At 34.3% G+C, this 17810-nt stretch carries 18 protein-coding genes; 9 read left to right on the top strand and 9 right to left on the bottom strand.

Annotated elements, in window-relative coordinates; translation table 11 throughout:
• Positions 1 to 3 precede the first annotated feature (3 nt).
• The 3 genes from lptB to V4P56_RS05980 all read right to left on the bottom strand — a co-directional run bounded on the left by lptB (position 4) and on the right by V4P56_RS05980 (position 2144).
• Entirely contained in the window at positions 4 to 798 is a 795-nt protein-coding gene (gene lptB / locus V4P56_RS05990) for an LPS export ABC transporter ATP-binding protein (RefSeq protein ID WP_455481992.1), read from the bottom strand.
• Between the two features lie 27 nt (positions 799 to 825).
• Positions 826 to 1413, bottom strand: a complete 588-nt coding sequence (locus V4P56_RS05985) for an LptA/OstA family protein (protein WP_455481991.1) — start codon at positions 1411 to 1413, stop codon at positions 826 to 828.
• A gap of 83 nt (positions 1414 to 1496) precedes the next feature.
• Entirely contained in the window at positions 1497 to 2144 is a 648-nt protein-coding gene (locus V4P56_RS05980) for an LPS export ABC transporter periplasmic protein LptC (RefSeq protein WP_455482677.1), read from the bottom strand.
• Between the two features lie 193 nt (positions 2145 to 2337).
• Between V4P56_RS05980 and ihfB the strand changes: the two genes are divergently transcribed.
• From ihfB to V4P56_RS05945, 7 genes are all read left to right on the top strand, one after another.
• Positions 2338 to 2616 carry an integration host factor subunit beta gene (ihfB, locus tag V4P56_RS05975; RefSeq protein WP_035009128.1) on the top strand — a complete coding sequence of 93 codons (279 nt, stop codon included), beginning with the start codon at positions 2338 to 2340 and terminating at the stop codon, positions 2614 to 2616.
• Positions 2617 to 2624: 8 nt separating this feature from the next.
• Positions 2625 to 2918, top strand: coding sequence for a LapA family protein (locus V4P56_RS05970; RefSeq protein WP_455481990.1), 294 nt, complete (start codon positions 2625 to 2627; stop codon positions 2916 to 2918).
• Between the two features lie 162 nt (positions 2919 to 3080).
• Positions 3081 to 4013, top strand: coding sequence for a class I SAM-dependent methyltransferase (locus V4P56_RS05965; RefSeq protein WP_455481989.1), 933 nt, complete (start codon positions 3081 to 3083; stop codon positions 4011 to 4013).
• Between the two features lie 3 nt (positions 4014 to 4016).
• Entirely contained in the window at positions 4017 to 4865 is an 849-nt protein-coding gene (locus V4P56_RS05960) for a TrmH family RNA methyltransferase (protein WP_455481988.1), read from the top strand.
• A complete protein-coding gene (gene lspA / locus V4P56_RS05955) occupies positions 4862 to 5362 on the top strand; it encodes a signal peptidase II (RefSeq protein ID WP_455481987.1) in 501 nt (166 codons plus the stop codon). The genes V4P56_RS05960 and lspA overlap by 4 nt, the downstream gene beginning before the upstream one ends.
• Positions 5363 to 5967: 605 nt before the next feature.
• Positions 5968 to 6741 (top strand): Bax inhibitor-1/YccA family protein, encoded by a 774-nt coding sequence (locus tag V4P56_RS05950; RefSeq protein WP_455481986.1) that lies wholly within the window; start codon positions 5968 to 5970, stop codon positions 6739 to 6741.
• Between the two features lie 113 nt (positions 6742 to 6854).
• The gene (locus tag V4P56_RS05945; RefSeq protein ID WP_455481985.1) at positions 6855 to 7733 is read left to right on the top strand and encodes an endonuclease/exonuclease/phosphatase family protein; all 879 of its coding nucleotides are present in this window, start codon (positions 6855 to 6857) and stop codon (positions 7731 to 7733) included.
• On the opposite strand, the gene polA is transcribed toward V4P56_RS05945, so the two are convergent.
• The 6 genes from polA to V4P56_RS05915 all read right to left on the bottom strand — a co-directional run bounded on the left by polA (position 7730) and on the right by V4P56_RS05915 (position 14566).
• Positions 7730 to 10636 carry a DNA polymerase I gene (gene polA / locus V4P56_RS05940; RefSeq protein WP_455481984.1) on the bottom strand — a complete coding sequence of 969 codons (2907 nt, stop codon included), beginning with the start codon at positions 10634 to 10636 and terminating at the stop codon, positions 7730 to 7732. The two genes, V4P56_RS05945 and polA, sit on opposite strands and share 4 nt — an antisense overlap.
• A gap of 325 nt (positions 10637 to 10961) precedes the next feature.
• On the bottom strand, positions 10962 to 11669 hold the full coding sequence (gene dnaQ, locus V4P56_RS05935) for a DNA polymerase III subunit epsilon (protein WP_455481983.1): 708 nt from the start codon (positions 11667 to 11669) through the stop codon (positions 10962 to 10964).
• Positions 11670 to 11673: 4 nt separating this feature from the next.
• On the bottom strand, positions 11674 to 12261 hold the full coding sequence (gene coaE, locus V4P56_RS05930) for a dephospho-CoA kinase (RefSeq protein WP_455481982.1): 588 nt from the start codon (positions 12259 to 12261) through the stop codon (positions 11674 to 11676).
• Entirely contained in the window at positions 12258 to 13139 is an 882-nt protein-coding gene (locus V4P56_RS05925; RefSeq protein ID WP_455481981.1) for a shikimate dehydrogenase, read from the bottom strand. Before V4P56_RS05925 ends, coaE begins: the two co-directional genes overlap by 4 nt.
• The gene (locus tag V4P56_RS05920; RefSeq protein ID WP_455481980.1) at positions 13132 to 13728 is read right to left on the bottom strand and encodes a Maf family nucleotide pyrophosphatase; all 597 of its coding nucleotides are present in this window, start codon (positions 13726 to 13728) and stop codon (positions 13132 to 13134) included. The genes V4P56_RS05925 and V4P56_RS05920 overlap by 8 nt, the downstream gene beginning before the upstream one ends.
• Positions 13729 to 13741: 13 nt before the next feature.
• Entirely contained in the window at positions 13742 to 14566 is an 825-nt protein-coding gene (locus V4P56_RS05915) for a pyruvate, water dikinase regulatory protein (protein WP_455481979.1), read from the bottom strand.
• Between the two features lie 592 nt (positions 14567 to 15158).
• On the opposite strand from V4P56_RS05915, the gene rho reads away from it, so the two are divergent.
• Entirely contained in the window at positions 15159 to 16424 is a 1266-nt protein-coding gene (rho, locus tag V4P56_RS05910; RefSeq protein WP_455481978.1) for a transcription termination factor Rho, read from the top strand.
• A gap of 32 nt (positions 16425 to 16456) precedes the next feature.
• Complete coding sequence (gene mnmE / locus V4P56_RS05905) at positions 16457 to 17764, top strand: tRNA uridine-5-carboxymethylaminomethyl(34) synthesis GTPase MnmE (RefSeq protein WP_455481977.1); 1308 nt, start codon at positions 16457 to 16459, stop codon at positions 17762 to 17764.
• The last annotated feature ends 46 nt before the right edge of the window (positions 17765 to 17810 follow it).

Genomic DNA, 17810 nt, shown 5'->3' with positions numbered 1-17810 from the left:
CAATCAGAGAGAAAACTGATTTCCTAAATAAATCCTGCGCACATCTGTGTTATTGATAATATCATTAGGGCAGCCATGAACTAACACTTGTCCTGCATGAATAATATAAGCACAGTCGACAAGACATAATGTTTCACGCACATTATGATCAGTTATTAAAACACCAATACCGCGCTGAGTTAAATAACGAATAAGCTGTTGAATATCAAAAATAGCGATAGGATCAATTCCTGCAAATGGCTCATCAAGTAACATAAAACTAGGTCGAGCAGCTAAAGCACGTGCAATTTCAAGTCGCCGACGTTCACCTCCCGATAAGGAAATAGCGGGCATTTTGCGTAAATGATCAATTTTAAATTCATGCAAAAGCATATCTAATTCTTCACATCGCCTAAGACGATCTTTTTCGACTATCTCTAAAACAGCTTTAATATTATTTTCTACTGAAAGACCACGAAAAATAGATGCTTCCTGTGGAAGATATCCAATACCCAAACGAGCACGCCTATACATTGGCAGATTGGTGATATCAAATCCATCAATTCTAATTGATCCTCCATCAGATTTAATCAGACCTGTCACCATATAAAAACAAGTTGTTTTACCAGCACCATTTGGACCTAAAATACCAACAGCCTCTCCAGTACGAATACTGAAAGAAACATCGTTAACAATCTGTTTTCCTCGGTACACTTTAATCAAATGATTAGCAGTTAAGGTTCCTTTAAAAGGATTTTTTAAAGCTTCACTTGCAAGATCATTATCAGCTGTCAGTTTTTTTTTCTTGATTCTAAACATAAAACTTTAAGAACCATTCTTCTGACTTTATTTTAAGACGATGGAGATACGATTCTTTTTTTTAGATGTCTCACAACCTTCTAGTAAAGCCTTTCCAGTTTTTATATTTGCTGTTAATTTACACCCTGTCACCACATTATCACCATCGGTTAATACAACATTATTCCCCGTCAAGACTACCATATCTGACATTTTATCAAAAACACCTTTATCACCAGTAGCAATTTGTGTAGCTATTTTTATATAAACCTTCCCTAAAACTTCTATTTTCTTAATGCTCATTGAGTCAAATCCTGTAAATGACATTAGTTGCGTATTTATCTGATCTTTATCAATGACTTTATGCCCCTTATCATAATAAATAACTAATTTTGATGTTTTCAAAAGATGTTTACCCTGAACTACAGAAACATTACCATTAAAGAGTGCTATTCCCTCTTTATCACGTATTTCTAGAGAATCTGCATAAAGTTCTACGGGCTCTTTATTGTCTGATAGATTAATCCCAAAATAATCCATTTCAGCATATGCATTAGCTATTCCTAATCCTAATATCCCTATGCTCAAAGCCAAATATATACCTATCCATTTTTTGTATAATTTCCTTGGCTTCATATTTATCGCTCTTAATTCTTTTGTTCACACATAGATATATTTTTCTTTCATAAAGACTACCTAAGATCCATACTGATCCTACCTCATTGCTTGCCAATTACTAAATGCACCCCACCTTGAAAATACAAAATTTGTCTTTTTTCTCGAATTTGCAAAGTATCTGCTGTAAGATTCAGACCTGCACGCTGAATATTGACACATTTGTTTGCATTTAACTGACCCTCAGATAAATCAATATCTGCCGACATAAATCGTGCTACCATTCCATCTTTTGTTGTAATCGTGAACGGCTTATCCAACTGCAAACGATCATTAATATTATTATAAATTCCTTCTTGTGCATTAAGAAAAACATGTTCTTGTTTTCCTATAACTGCTTCAGCTGTAATATTTTTTAGCCTGATCATTCCAGAATTTGTATGATCTTGAAATACCTTATCCGCTTTTATCCAATAAGGTTCATGAGAGTGTGCATAGCCTTCTAATTTTGGATTAAGCATAGCCAACTTCATTATTCCGCCCTCTTCATTGTTCTTAAAAATCACAAGATCAGGAGCGGCAGGAATAAAAAAAAATATAAGCCAGCAAAAAACTAATGCTGTAACCAATGCAGAGAGAGGTAAAAAAAATTTTAATATGCTAATGCGACGTGAATGACGATATGCTTCTTCAAAAACATCATCAAAAGATGTTTTTCTTAAAAAAAAATTATAACGATTATGGATGGCCATACTATCTAAATCTTTCCAAATATTCCATATTTTTTGATCTGTATAGCCTCTTACAAGACGTCTTTCCAAATTTTGCCGGTTGCAATTTGTTTTTTCTCTGTTTTATTTTACTTTCATTTGTTTATATATGTAATGTGTATGTGTAAAATGCACAATTATAAAAAAATCTTTTTTGTATGAAAGAGAGGCTATTTTGGTTAAATCAGAACTTGTGCAGATTATTGCCCGTCAGAACCCACATCTTTTTCAACGTGATGTAGAAAATATTGTGAATGCTATTTTTGAAGAAATTTCAACAGCACTTGCTAATGGTAATCGCGTTGAACTTCGTGGCTTTGGAGCTTTTTCTGTTAAAAGCCGCTCAGCTCGTAATGGTCGTAATCCACGGACAGGTGAAGCCGTTGTGGTTGAAGAAAAATGGATTCCTTTTTTTAAAACTGGTAAAGATTTACGTGATAGACTTAATCAGTGAGTAAATTTATGACAACTAAACGTATCCTTTTAGCAATTATTTTGATACCCCCTACAGTTCTCTTAGTTGCTTTTATTTTAGCAAACCGCCAAATGGTTACATTGACGCTTGATCCTTTTCAAACAAGTTTTGAAAGCTTTACTTATAAAGCTCCTTTATTTATATGGCTCTTTATTTTTTTCGGTCTTGGCGTTTTATTAGGTAGCATAATCAACTGGTTTGCATACCATAGATGTAAAAAGAAACTTAAAGAAAGCAGAGCTGAACTTGAAAAATTAAAAATGTCTATTACCAATATATGACATAAGGTACTTTAGCAAAAGTTTTCTCTTATTGTATTTAATACAGCATAAAAAGTGCTATTTTTTACACGTATTTTAATAAAATTTGGACCTTTGCATTATTACGGAAATTCAATAACTCTTTAATATAAATTTTTTAATATCTATATCGTAAAACAAAACATGCCTGCACAATGCTTTCAATCACATCACAACAATATGCACCCGCAGGAGAAATTGCCTCTTATTTTAGAGACAGGTGTCAGTGCAGATTACGCTTTAATTGACTCTGGTAATGGGAAAAAATTAGAGCGTTATGGAGCTTATCATATTATTCGTCCAGAAGGTCAAGCATTATGGAAACCAGCTTTATCACAAAAATATTGGGCTAATGTTGATGCCATTTTCACAGGTAGCCTAGATGAAGAAGGTGTTGGTCGTTGGTATTTTCCAAAACGTCCACTTGGTGAAACTTGGCCACTTTCTTGGAATGGACTGTCTTTTCTAGGTCGTTTCACTTCTTTTCGTCATGTAGGTATTTTTCCTGAACAAAATGCTCATTGGCAAACGATGGAAGAACAAATTGTTAAAGCTGCGCGCCCAATTAAATTATTAAATCTTTTTGGCTATACAGGTATTGCTTCTTTAATTGGTGCACGCGCAGGTGCAAATGTTACCCATGTTGATGCTTCTAAAAAAGCCATAGCTTGGGCAAAAGCTAATCAAAAAAAAGCAGGATTATCAGATTATCCTATTCGTTGGATCTGTGATGATGCCGTAAAATTTGTCGAACGAGAACTGCGCCGCCAAAAAACCTATGATATGATTCTTCTTGATCCCCCTGCATATGGACGTGGACCTCATGGTGAAATTTGGCAACTGTTCGATCACTTACCAGCAATGGTTGCGAACTGTCGTAAACTTTTATCCGAAAAACCTCTCTCTGTTGTACTCACAGCCTATTCTATTCGTGCTTCCTTCTATGCACTTCATACTCTAATGTGTGATGAATTCAGAAATCTTGGTGGTAGAATCGAATCAGGAGAACTGATTTTGCGTGAAGAAATTGCCGCACGCGCCCTTTCTACTTCTCTTTTTAGCCGTTGGATTGCCTAAATAATGTGTATACCCAAAATCGGTAAGGTTAAAGAAATTACCTCCCTTAATAACCCCATCATTAAAAACCTTAAAGCTCTCAACCAAAAGAAAAATCGTAATCGAGAAGGCTTTTTCATGGCAGAAGGACTTAAATTAGCAATTGATGCTTTAAATCTTAGATGGACAATACACACACTCATTTTTTCCAAGAGTAAAACTAGTAATGCTGCTATCGAAAATATCGCTGCACGCACTGTAGCCAATGGTGGTTTTGTCGTTAAAACCTCACAAAAGGTTATGGAATCTATCACTCACCGTGATAATCCACAAACAGTTATTGGTATTTTTAAACAAAAATGGCATCCAATTGAAATAATAAAAAACCGAACCAAAGATGTTTATATTGCACTTGATCGGGTACGTGATCCAGGAAATCTTGGCACCATTATCCGTACTGCTGATGCAGTAGGAGCTAAAGGAGTTATTTTAATTGGTGAAACAACAGATCCTTTCTCACCTGAAACTGTGCGTGCAACAATGGGATCAATTTTTTCGATACCGCTTTATCGTTGTGATGAAAGTACTTTTCTAAACTGGTCTGTACACTTTAAAGGCACAATTGTTGGTACACATCTTAAGGGATCTACCGATTATCGTACAATTGATTTCAAAAAAGGGCCTATCATACTTTTAATGGGAAATGAAAAACAAGGTTTACCAGATGTTCTTGCAAATCGTTGTGATCAACTCGCGCGTATTCCACAAAGTGGGCGCGCTGACTCACTTAATTTAGCAATAGCAACAGCTATCATGCTTTATGAAATCCGCCGTCCTTATTTAACACTGGAACCACACGAAACTGGAATATGAAACACAAATCTTTCTCTTTTTTTCTTCTTAGTTTGATTTTAATAGGGCTTGATCAAGCTGTTAAATACTGGGTTATGCACAATATGCTCTTAGGAACAGCAATCCCACTTCTTCCTTTTCTTTCCCTCTACCATGTGCGCAATTCTGGTATTGCGTTTTCGTTTTTTTCTTCTTTTCCCCATTGGTGGCTCATTTTCCTCACACTAACCATTATTGTTTTTGTTTTATGGGTATATAAAAACACCGAATATAATAAATCTTTATCACGCTTTGGTCTTATTCTTATCATTGGTGGAGCAATCGGTAATTTTATTGATCGTATTCGTTTTCACTATGTTATTGATTATATACTCTTTCATATTGATGATATCTTTTATTTTGCTGTTTTTAATCTCGCTGATGCTTTTATTACAATGGGTGTTATTGCTATTCTTATTGAAGAATTTTATACCTGGATTAAAGAAAGACGCCATTCAAATCGTACATTTTATAAATAATTATCAAATGATTTGCCTATAGTATTAATATAATTTTCTAGATCTACACATCCTTTTTTAATTTCTGTTTTAAAATTCATTTTGTGTTAAATACTTTAGTTTTTTTATTTTTTCACATGCTATTTTAGAATACCATGCAAAATTTATTTATTTAGCAAACAGTATTTTCTCACTTTTCTATTTTAGATATCGCTTTATCGGTAGCTTAAGTTGTTATGCTAGAATATTTTTTTACTAATCTTTGTCTTCAATCTCATTTTTACCTTATTTTGTGTATTTTTTCACTCACACGTTATAGAGAAAATTATGTATCTTAATTTTCTGCTTAGTACAAAGTATGATTGAAAAGATTTAAACATTTTTAATAATTTAATAAGAATAAGACTTTTTGTTACAAATTTGTAAATCTTCCCTCTTAACAAAAGTCTCTTGTAATTTTTAAATAAATCTCCATAATAAAGATGAGGTATGCTGGAACTTTACCAGCGGCGCCTAGAATCGTTTATATTTGCTAAGTAAGGGGCTATACAGATCTGCTGTCCTCAAGACATAAATTTCTCTTAACCCCAATAGCTGACGGAACATATGCTAAAGGACTTTTTATTATGGCTGATTTCAAAAATTTACGTTCGGCGCCTGTTGTTCACGCCGATGCATCAATTGATCAAGGATTGCGCAGCTATATGCTGGGTGTCTACAATACGATGGCTATTGGTTTGCTTATTACAGCTGCTGCCGCTTATACAATTGCATCATTAGCAACAACAACTGAAATGAGTCAGGCAGCTGCTCAAATCAGCAGTAGTGTTTACTTAACTCCATTTGGAGTAACATTTTACACATCACCATTCTCTTATATTGTTATGTTTGCACCACTCGCAGCAGTATTATTTCTTAGTTTCAAAATTAATACACTAAGTACAAGTGCAGCACGCAGCCTCTTTTTCGGTTATGCTACCCTTGTTGGACTCTCGCTATCCTCAATTACTCTGCGTTACACAACAGAAAGCATCGTACAAACATTTGTTATTACCGCTGGGGCTTTTGGTGCTCTTTCTCTTTATGGTTACACAACGAAGCGTGATCTTACTGCGATGAGCTCATTCTTTTTTATAGGTTTAATCGGTTTAATGCTTGCCATGATTGTTAATATCTTTCTTGGATCAAGCGCTCTACAATTTGCTATCTCCGTGATTGGTGTTTTTATCTTTGCTGGTCTAACAGCTTACGATACACAAAATATCAAATTAATGTATTATGAAGGAGATACAGATGACACTCAAGGTCGTAAAATTATTATGGGCGCATTAAGCCTTTATCTTGATTTCATCAATGTATTTATCTTCTTGCTGCAATTTCTTGGCTCGAAGCGTGATTAATTTTAACAATTATTATTTAATTAAAAAGCCTTGTTTCTTTTAAGAAACAAGGCTTTTTATTTTTTAGTAAAAGTTATTTACCTTTTATCCTTTTAGCGCACTATATTCAAAAAATGACACAGAAACTTTATAAGCAAAAATTTCCATGGTTCACCACATTGATTGAAAAAAAGCTTCGAAGCCCGTTTTTAAATGCTATTCGCAGATATTCTTGTCATCGACCAGATACAGTTAATTGGAGTGATAATTACGATCTCACCATTGCTTCTTACAATGTTCATAAATGCGTAGGTATTGATAAAGTTTTTAATCCCACTCGTATTGTACATGTTATTGCTGAACTGCAAGTTGATATTATTGCTCTTCAAGAAACAGATAAGCGTTTTGGTGAACGTGTTGGCTTGATTGATCTTCAACTATTAAAAGCCAAAACAGGTTTAGTTCCAATACCCTTAAATACCACATCACCTAGTAGTCATGGCTGGCATGGTAATGCTCTTTTTTTACGACAAGGACATATACTTGATATTTTACAAATTACTCTTCCTGGTATTGAACCACGTGGTGCTGTAATTGTAGAATTGGAAATGGAAACAGGTCTTATTCGTATTATTGCCTCTCACTTTAGCTTATTACGCCATTCTCGTAATAAACAAACAAAAATGCTTCTCACGCTTCTACAAAAACGCCCTATTATGCCTACGTTACTCATTGGGGATTTTAATGAATGGCGGATAGGAAAAGGTTCATCCTTAAATAATTTTTCCCCCTATTTTGATAGTACACTTGGAACTGTAGCAAGCTTCCCCTCTCGCTTTCCATTCTTAGCTCTTGATAGAATCCTTGCTTTTCCTCATAAATTAGTGACAAATATTGAGAATCATAACTCACCACTAGCACGTGTTGCATCAGATCATTTACCCATCAAAGCTTATCTTGATCTTGCCAATGCTATGACTATTATAAAAAATAAAATAAATGAAAAAAGCTAATGTGCCTCATCCCAATTTTTAGCTACCATAACTTTTACTTCAAGCGGAACAGATAAAGATAGTACTGGCATTGTGGCATTTTCCATAACTGTTTTTACAAGAGCTATAGTTTTTTCGCTTTCGTCTTCTGGTACTTCAAAAATAAGTTCATCATGCACTTGTAACAGCATTTTTGCTGATAGTTTTTCTTTTTCCAAAGCATTTTCCATTTGAATCATGGCACGGCGAATAATATCTGCTGCTGACCCTTGAATCGATGCATTGATAGCAGCTCGTTCATTAAAAGCACGAATCTGCAGATTTGTTGATTTTATTTCTGGATAATGAATACGACGTCCAAAAATGGTTTCTACATAACCATTTTTGCGTGCAAATATTTTAGTCATTTCTATATAGTCTTTAATTCCTGGAAATCTTTCAAAATAAAGTTGAATATAACGGCTTGCTTCTTGCCGCGAAAGACCTAATTGATTTGCTAGTCCAAAAGCTGAAATACCATAAATAATACCAAAATTGATTGCTTTTGCGCGTCGTCTTATATCAGAATGCATCTCTTCTATTGCAACTCCAAACATTTGTGATGCAGTGATAGCATGAATATCCTGATCTTGTGCAAAAGCTTCTTTTAATGCTGTAATATTAGCAATATGTGCAAGAATGCGCAATTCAATCTGGCTATAATCAGCTGATAACAAAACATATCCTTTTGGAGCAATAAAAGCTGTTCGAATTTTACGCCCTTCAGCAGTCCGCACTGGAATATTTTGTAAATTTGGCTCTGATGATGATAATCGCCCTGTTGATGTTGTTGCTAAAGAATAATTTGTATGAATGCGTCCTGTTTTTGGCAAAATATAAGAAGGCAAAGCGTCTACATAGGTGGATTTTAGTTTTGCAAGTTGACGCCAATCAATAATCTTACGTGGTAAAATATGACCATCAGCAGCTAATTCTTTCAAAGTCTGTGCAGAAGTTGACCACTGTCCACTTTTAGTCTTAGAATCTCCAGGCAACCCCATTTTACTAAAAAGGATATCACCTAATTGCCTTGGTGAAGCAAGATTAAATTTTTCACCAGCTATCTGATAAATTTCTTCTTCCAGAATAAAAGCAGCCTGCGCTAATTCTCCTGAAAGACGTGATAAAATCTGTCGATCAACAAGAACTCCACGTTCCTCCATTTTTGCAAGAACTTTTATCAATGGTCGATCAAGACGCTCATAAATTTTTGCCATTCCCTGAGCTACAAGCTGTGGTTTTAAAACTTGCCATAAACGTAGCGTTATATCTGCATCCTCTGCAGCATAAAGAGTTGCTTGTTGCAAATCTATTTGCGCAAAAGAAGTAATCTTTTTTCCGTTATGTGTTAAATCCTTATAAGCAATCGGCTTATATCCAAGCCAACGTTCGGACAAAACATCCATACCATGACTTAAAGTTCCAGCATCTAAAGCATATGACAAAAGCATTGTATCATCAAAAGAATTTATCATGATGTCGTATTGCTTCATCACCAACAAATCGTATTTTATATTCTGACCAATTTTTAATACTGCTTGATTCTCCAATATTGGTTTTAAAAGTGCTAAAGCCTTTTGTGTTTCAATCTGTTTAGCGATACGTCCACCCCCTAAAAGATCATCTCCTCCCTCAATATGTTCAAGTGGTACATAGGCTGCCTTTTCCGGCTTTAATGCCAACGAAAAACCAACAAGCTTTGCCTGCATAGGATTAAGTGAAGTTGTTTCAGTATCAAAAGCAAAAAAGCCTTGTTCTTGCGCTTCTGATAACCACTCTTTTAAAATTCTTTCATCAAAAATAATTATATAATTATTTCGTGTAATTTTTTGGATCAGAGCTTGATTTTTACGTTTTTGTGCTAAAGCTTGAGGAGAATTTTCAGAAAAATTACGAGAAGATAATACATCAACTTTCTTAAGTTCAGGATTAGACTCAGATACAGGCTTTTCCCACTCAATATTCACATCAAGTGCATCAATAGCTGCTGCATCACATGCTGTTGCTTCTGCTACACGACGTATTAGAGCTGTAAATTCCATAGCTTTAAGAAAAGAAATTAAGCGTGGACCATCTTGTGGCTCTAAAACAAAATCATCTAAATCATTATCAATAGGCACATCTGTCCTAAGCTGAACTAATTCACGAGAAATTTTCACCTGATCACTATAAGCTTGAATATTTTCACGCCGTTTTTCTTGCTTAACTTCTGTTACGCGCTGCAATAAAAGATCAAGAGAGCCAAACTGTTCCAGTAATTGAGCTGCAATTTTAGGGCCAATGCCTGGAATACCTGGTACATTATCTGTTGAATCTCCAGTTAAAGCCTGTAAATCAACCATTTTTTCAGGTGTAACGCCCCATTTTTGTATAACTTCGGCAACACCTATATGCTTGTCTTTCATTCCATCATATAAAGACACATTCTCATTTACCAATTGCATCAAATCCTTATCAGATGAGATAATTGTTGTTTTTGCTCCAACCTGTGTTGCTAATCGTGCATAAGTAGCAATTAAATCATCCGCTTCAAATCCTTCTCTTTCAATACAAGGTAGATTAAAAGCTCTTGTCGCTTGGCGTATCAAAGAAAATTGAGGAATGAGATCTTCAGGAGGAGCCATTCGATTAGCTTTATACTGAGGATAAATTTTCTTACGAAATGTATCAGATGAATAATCAAAAATAACAGCAAAATGCGTTGGTACAACACCAGCAGCTGTATTGCGAGCATCACAAAGCAATTTCCATAGCATATTACAAAAACCAGCTACGGCTCCTACAGGAAGACCATCCTTTTTGCGCTTTAAAGACGGTAAAGCATAGTAAGCACGAAAAACATAACCTGATCCATCAACCAAAAAAAGATGATCTTTTGTTTTCATGACAATTTCATTTCTCCATTTCAGCTAAAAAACTTACTCTTATATATTTGTTACTCTTATTTTAAAATTTATTGAGCTGCCTCTAAAAAGCCATTTTTCTGTTTTTATAAAGCACTATGTCGTTGCGCTTTATAGATAGTACCGAGAGCTTTTCTTTGCTGTTACAGGATATAATAGCTTTCATTTTGCTCCTCCTATGATAGCTGAGGTACAATGTAGCGACAGAGGTCGTTGTGGTGTTCCCCTCCCCACAACGACCATTTTTTTAGAGATTTTACTATTCTTAGATTTTTTAATAGTCTTCTTAAAGAAAAAAATGATACCCTTATTGAAAAATTTTGAATTGCTTCCATAAAGCTTTATCGCCCATTTTTTTGATAAAATCAGCATGCATACTTTTTTCTTGTGCACTTAACCTTGAAGGTAAAATCTTTGGGCGAGTCTTAACCGCATAGAGAGCATTTTTATAATTTTGGGTATCTACATCAATATGACTGTTGTCATTAAAACCCAATACACCCTGCTTCCCACCAATTAACTCAATATAAACATCAGCAAGAATCTCCGCATCAAGTAAAGCACCATGAAGAACACGATGGCTATTATCAATTCCAAAACGTTTGCACAAAACATCAAGAGAATTAGGACCCATGGGAAATTTTCGTCGTGCCATAGCCAATGTATCAAGAATATTATCAACACTAATAAGTGGCTTATTAGCTCGAGCTAATTCTGCATTAAGAAAACCAATATCAAAACTTGCATTATGTGCAATCATCGTTGCACCATTGATAAATTCCAAAAATTCATCAGCAATATCACTAAAGTTTTTTTCATTTTTTAAACGTTCATTGGTTAACCCGTGAATTGCCACAACTTCGTCAGGAATAATAATCTCTTGTGGATTCAAATAGACATGAAATTGACGCCCTGTAAGATAACGATTAACCATTTCTACACAGCCAATTTCAATTATACGATCTCTCTCTTTGTCTAAGCCTGTTGTTTCTGTATCAAAAATAATTTCACGCATTATTTCAATTCTTTAGCAAACTTTTTATTACATAAAAAACTTGTTGACGTGTGTTTTCTAAATCTTTTCCTGTATCAATAATAAAATCAGCACGCCCTCGTTTTTTTTCATCAGATATTTGTTTGGCATTTATAAATGCAAATTTTTTTTCACTCATATTAGGACGAATCATTGCGCGTTCTTTTTGTATTTCTGCTGGAGCAGATACAACAACCACACTATCTACACGATTTTCACTATTTGTTTCAAAAAGAAGCGGAATATCAAGAACAACTAATTTTTTTTTCTGTTGGCGCGCCTTATCAATAAATTCTTTTTCTTTTTCTTGCACTAAAGGATGAATTATTTCCTCTAATGTTTGTAATTTTTCCTTATCATTGATTAAAATCTCAGAAAGCTTTAAACGATCAACTTTACCATTTACAATAACATTAGGAAAAGTACGTTCTATAAGCGATAAAATTGGTTCACTATCATAAAGTTGGTGTACTGCCTCATCAGCACTAAAAACAGAAATACCTGCTTGCTTAAAAAAATCAGAAACAGTTGATTTTCCCATAGCAATTGATCCGGTCAGGCCTATAACTTTCATTCTTTGTCTTCACCCATATCCTTCAAAATTTCTGCTCGTAAAGCTTTTGTTACCTGTGGTCTTATTCCAAACCATCGTTCAAAACCAGGAACAGCTTGATGTAAAAGCATGCCAAGCCCATCAACTATCCTTAAACCGCAAGCTCTTGCTTGTTGTAAAAAAGGAGTTATCAATGGAGTATAAACAATGTCTGTAACTAAAGCTGTTTGCTTTATTTTATGAAAATCTCCAAAAAAAGAAACATTTTTATTCTCATATGAATTTTTCATACCTACAGAAGTTGTATTCACAATTAAATCAGCTTGATAAAATATTTCATGAGCATTATGAAAATCATGAACTTCTATAGGTTTTCCAAAATACTCAGCTAAATTAATTGCACGTTGTTTTGTACGATTAAGTAGAAAAATACGTTCAAATCTACGTTTTTTTAAGGCATATAAGATAGCACGTGCTGCCCCCCCTGCACCAAAAACAAGCGCTGTCCCCCCAGCCCAATTAGGAAAAAAATCATCAAGGTTAGCACTAAAACCATAAGCATCACTATTTGTAGCACAAAGTTTGTCTCCTTCATACCACAGAGTATTGGCAGCACCAATATTTGTTGCTATCTCATCTTTGTAAGTTGCTAAACGAAATGCTTCTTGCTTATAGGGCAAAGTAACATTACCACCACAAAAACCTCTTTTTTTTATAGATGTAAAAAAATTATTAAATTTTTCTGATGTCACTTCTTGTGCCAAATATTCGCCTTGTATATCATACTGTTTGAGCCAGAAATTATGAATTTTTGGTGATTTTGAATGATAAATAGGATAACCAACAACAAAAGCACGTGGATAAATTTCTTTTCTGTATTTTATTGTTAAATCAGCCATCAATTTTTCCTAACTGGCGCAGTTTAACTAATAAAGGCAATAAAGGTAATCCAACAATGGTAAAAAAATCTCCATCAATTTTTTCAAAAAGCTGGATTCCTTTCCCCTCAATTTGATATACTCCCACACTGTTTAGAACATCTTCTCCTACATATGCCAAATAATTCTCAATGAACTCTGATGAAAGAGGACGCACAGACATGCGAGCACTAAAAACTTCAACCCATATTTTCTGACCATTCTGAAATAAAGCTACCGCACTATGAAGAGAATGTGTTTTACCTGATAAAGTACATAAACGTTGATGTGCTTCTCTATTATTTGTAACTTTATGAAAAATCCTTCCTTCTAAATCAAGTACTTGATCACAACCAATAACCAGAAAATTAGGAAAACGATTAGAAACATCTTTTGCTTTTTCACTTGCAAGAAAGCAACTAAGTTCTTCAGGAGTTTTTGTTTCTGCTGTTTTTTCTGCTTCTCTTTCATCAAAAGAAGCCCCTTCAATGAAAAAGCTTAAACCTGCTTTCTTTAATAATTGTGCACGATAAGAACTAAGAGATGCTAATATTAACATATTCGCTTCCATGATAATTTTTTTCTTATTTTCCTTCACGAAACCGTGATAAAAGTTCGAATATTGCTGCAGCTGTTTCTTCAATAGAGCGTCTTGTAACATCAATAATAGGCCAACCAAAACGTTCACAAATGCGTTTTGCATAAGTCAATTCTTCAGATATACTTATACGATTACTATAACTTTTAATAGAAAAACCATTGCCAAAATCTCGGTTTTGGCGAATATGTGAGATTCTTTCAGCTGAAGCAATTAAACCGATGATCAAAGTATTTTTTGCTTCCAAAAGAGCTTCTGGTAAATCAATTCCTGGAATAAGAGGTACATTAGCAGTTTTTATTCCACGATTTGCTAAATAAATACTAGTTGGTGTTTTAGAGGTTCTTGAGATCCCTACAAGAATCACATCTGCATCTGATAAATCATCTGAAGATTGCCCATCATCGTGCTCTATTGTAAAATCCAATGCCTCAATACGGCGAAAATAATCTGCATTGAGATCATGTTGTGCACTAGCACGTAAATTTATTGGTGTTCCAAGATAAGATTGAAAAGCATCCAAAACAGGATGCAGTATATCAATACAAGAAACTTTTATTTTTTCACATCTTCTTCTTAGAAGTAATTTAATTTCTTTATCAATAATTGTGTAAAGAACAATACCTGGATCTTGCTGAATTTCATCAAGAGCCCTCTGTAGCTGTATTTTATTACGAATCATCGGATAGATATGTTCTACTGCCTGACATGTCGTATATTGGGCTGCTACAGCTCTTCCAACAGAGATTAATGTTTCCCCTGTTGCATCAGAAAGCATGTGTAAATGAAAAGATTTTTTTTCTTTTACCACAAAAATTTTAACTCCTTGTTAATAAATGTGTATATACCTTCGTAACCTTTTATAGAATAAAAATTTATGAAAAATTCTTTATTATTATTCACAGATTGAATAATTTTGATAACTAAATCCCTCTTGTTTGGAAAAATGAGGACAATACCTATAAAATGTATCTACACCTCATTTTTTTTCTCAAACCCTTGTGGATAAAATTGAGGATAAGTGAAATATAAATAATAATCCACATTAAACACAGACTTTAATAATAAGAATCCATTTTTAAAAAATTCATTAATATAAAAAAAATTGGAAATGATATTCATTTAAAATATGATTTTTTTACAGAAAAAACAAAATAAATTCTATATTTCAAATTATTAAAGAATGATAATAGTGTAATATTTTTTTTAAAAAATATTTTGATTTATATAACCTGTTCTTTTTATATAATTATTAAATTATACTCTAAGATAAATCATATGAATAATGCTTGCAGTTTAAGAAAGTTAAGTATACAATAATTCTGTCTTATAGGGATGATCCATTCTTTAATTTCCCTTCTTAATCTCAAGAACAGTTCTCTACCTATCAAAGAGCATATTTCATGCAAGAAATGAAACTACAAGAACTTAAAAGTAAAAATCCAGTTGAGCTTGTCTCTTTTGCTGAAACATTAGAAGTTGAAAATGCTTCCTTAATGCGCAAACAAGAATTAATGTTCGCTATTTTGAAAAAACTCGCTTTGCAAGATGTAGAAATTATCGGAGAAGGAGTTGTTGAAGTTTTACAAGATGGGTTTGGTTTTTTGCGATCTGCTAATGCTAATTATCTTCCTGGACCTGATGATATTTATCTATCTCCTGCGCAAATCCAGTCTTTTTCTTTAAAAACGGGAGATACAGTTGAGGGGCCTATACGTAGTCCAAAAGAAGGAGAACGTTATTTTGCCTTGCTAAAAATTAATACAATTAATTTCGAAGATCCTGAAAAAATTCGCTATAAAATTCATTTTGATAATCTAACCCCTCTTTATTCAAACGAACGTTTCCTAATGGAAATACAGGATCCTATAGATAAAGATATGTCGTCACGGGTAATTGACTTGATATCTCCATTAGGAAAAGGGCAGCGAGGGTTAATTGTAGCACCTCCTCGAACGGGGAAAACAGTTTTGCTTCAAAATATTGCTCATTCTATCACCACTAATCATCCTGAGTGTTACCTTATTGTCCTTTTAATTGATGAGCGACCAGAAGAAGTCACTGATATGCAGCGTTCTGTAAAAGGGGAGGTGGTCTCTTCCACTTTTGATGAACCAGCTATACGTCATGTGCAAGTAGCTGAGATGGTTATTGAAAAAGCTAAACGCCTAGTTGAATATGGACGCGATGTTGTTATCCTTCTTGATTCTATTACACGTCTTGGGCGTGCGTATAATACGGTTGTTCCCTCATCAGGTAAAGTTTTGACAGGTGGTGTGGATGCAAATGCTTTACAACGTCCAAAACGTTTTTTTGGTGCTGCACGTAATATTGAAGAAGGTGGATCTTTAACCATTATTGCAACGGCTTTGATTGATACCGGTAGCCGTATGGATGAGGTCATTTTCGAAGAATTTAAAGGAACAGGCAATTCAGAAATTGTTCTTGATCGTAAAGTAGCAGATAAGCGTATCTTCCCAGCTATGGATATTTTGAAATCAGGAACGCGTAAAGAAGAACTTTTGGTCGCTCGACAAGATTTACATAAGATTTTTGTACTTCGTCGTATTTTAGCGCCTATGAATGTAATAGATGCAATTGAATTTTTAATTGATAAACTAAAGCAAACAAAGAACAATAGTGAATTCTTTGATTCGATGAATACATAAAATAATTAGAATTTTTAATTAGGATTAATCCTGTGGATACAATCTTTGCTGTTTCAAGTGGATTGTTGCCTTCAGGGGTTGCAGTCATCCGGCTTTCTGGTCCTCGCGTTATACATGTTGTTAAATCGCTTTGTGGTCATTTACCTAAGGCGCGGTTTATGCATTACGGAGATCTTACTGCTCGTGATGGTGGCTTTTTAGATTCTGCTCTAACTGTTTTTTTTCCTGCTCCTCATAGTTTTACGGGAGAAGATTGTGCAGAATTTCATTTACATGGAGGAAAAGCGGTTGTTAATCGCTTTCTTGATGAATTGTCTACATTTGAAGGATGCCGCATTGCGGAAGCAGGTGAATTTTCACGTCGTGCATTTATTGAGGGAAAATTAGATCTTGTTCAAGCGGAAGGTCTTGCTGATTTAATAGAAGCAGAAACAGAAAGTCAGAGACGCTTGGCAGTTATGGGTGCAAGTGGGCATTTAACAAAGCTTTATCGTGATTGGCGCCATAAACTTATGAAGGCTCGTGCTTTTATTGAAGCAGAACTTGATTTTTCTGATGAATCTGACATTCCTGATTTAGTATCTGAAAAAATTTGGAAAGATGTAGAAGAACTTGGTCATTCTCTTCGAAAACACATTGCTGAAGGGGAGCGTGCAGGTATTTTACGTGATGGATTAAAAATTGTTATTGCAGGTGCTCCAAATTCTGGAAAATCAAGCATCATGAATCGTTTAGCTGGAAGACCTGTTTCTATTGTCACAGAGGAAGCAGGGACAACCCGTGATGCTTTGGAAATTAAACTGGTTTTCAGTGGTTTACCAGTTTTTTTAACAGATACTGCTGGTTTTAGGGAAACAGATAATAAAATTGAACAATTGGGAATAGAAATGGCAAAACAGCATGTTATGGATGCTGATTTGGTTATTTTAGTTTATGATATAGGAGATCCTCAGAAGATTTATTTACCAGAAACATCAGCTGAAATATGGCATGTTGGTAATAAGCTTGATCTTTATGAAGTGGATGAAACTCATTGGTTTATAAAATTTTCTGCATTAACTGGTTTAAACTTTGAACATCTTGTTAAGGAACTTGAATCGTTTTGTTTGCATCGTATTTCTGAAATTGGAAATCTTGTTCCAGCGCGTAAAAGACAACTTCAGTTATTAAAAGAAGCTGCTAAAGAGATTGAAGCTTCTATAGATTATAGTTCTCTTGATTTAAGTTTACGCGCAGAATATCTTCGTCGTGCTAGTGATTTTCTTGGAAAAATTACGGGAGATATAGATGTTGAAGATTTGCTTGATATTATTTTTTCAGAGTTTTGTATTGGTAAATAATGATTCACGTGAAACATTGATTATTTCATGGACAGATTAAGAAGAT

The organism is Bartonella sp. B35(2025) (assembly GCF_053794465.1).
The sequence above is the reverse complement of the archived record's forward strand: the minus strand, read 5'-3'. Positions and strand labels throughout refer to the sequence as shown.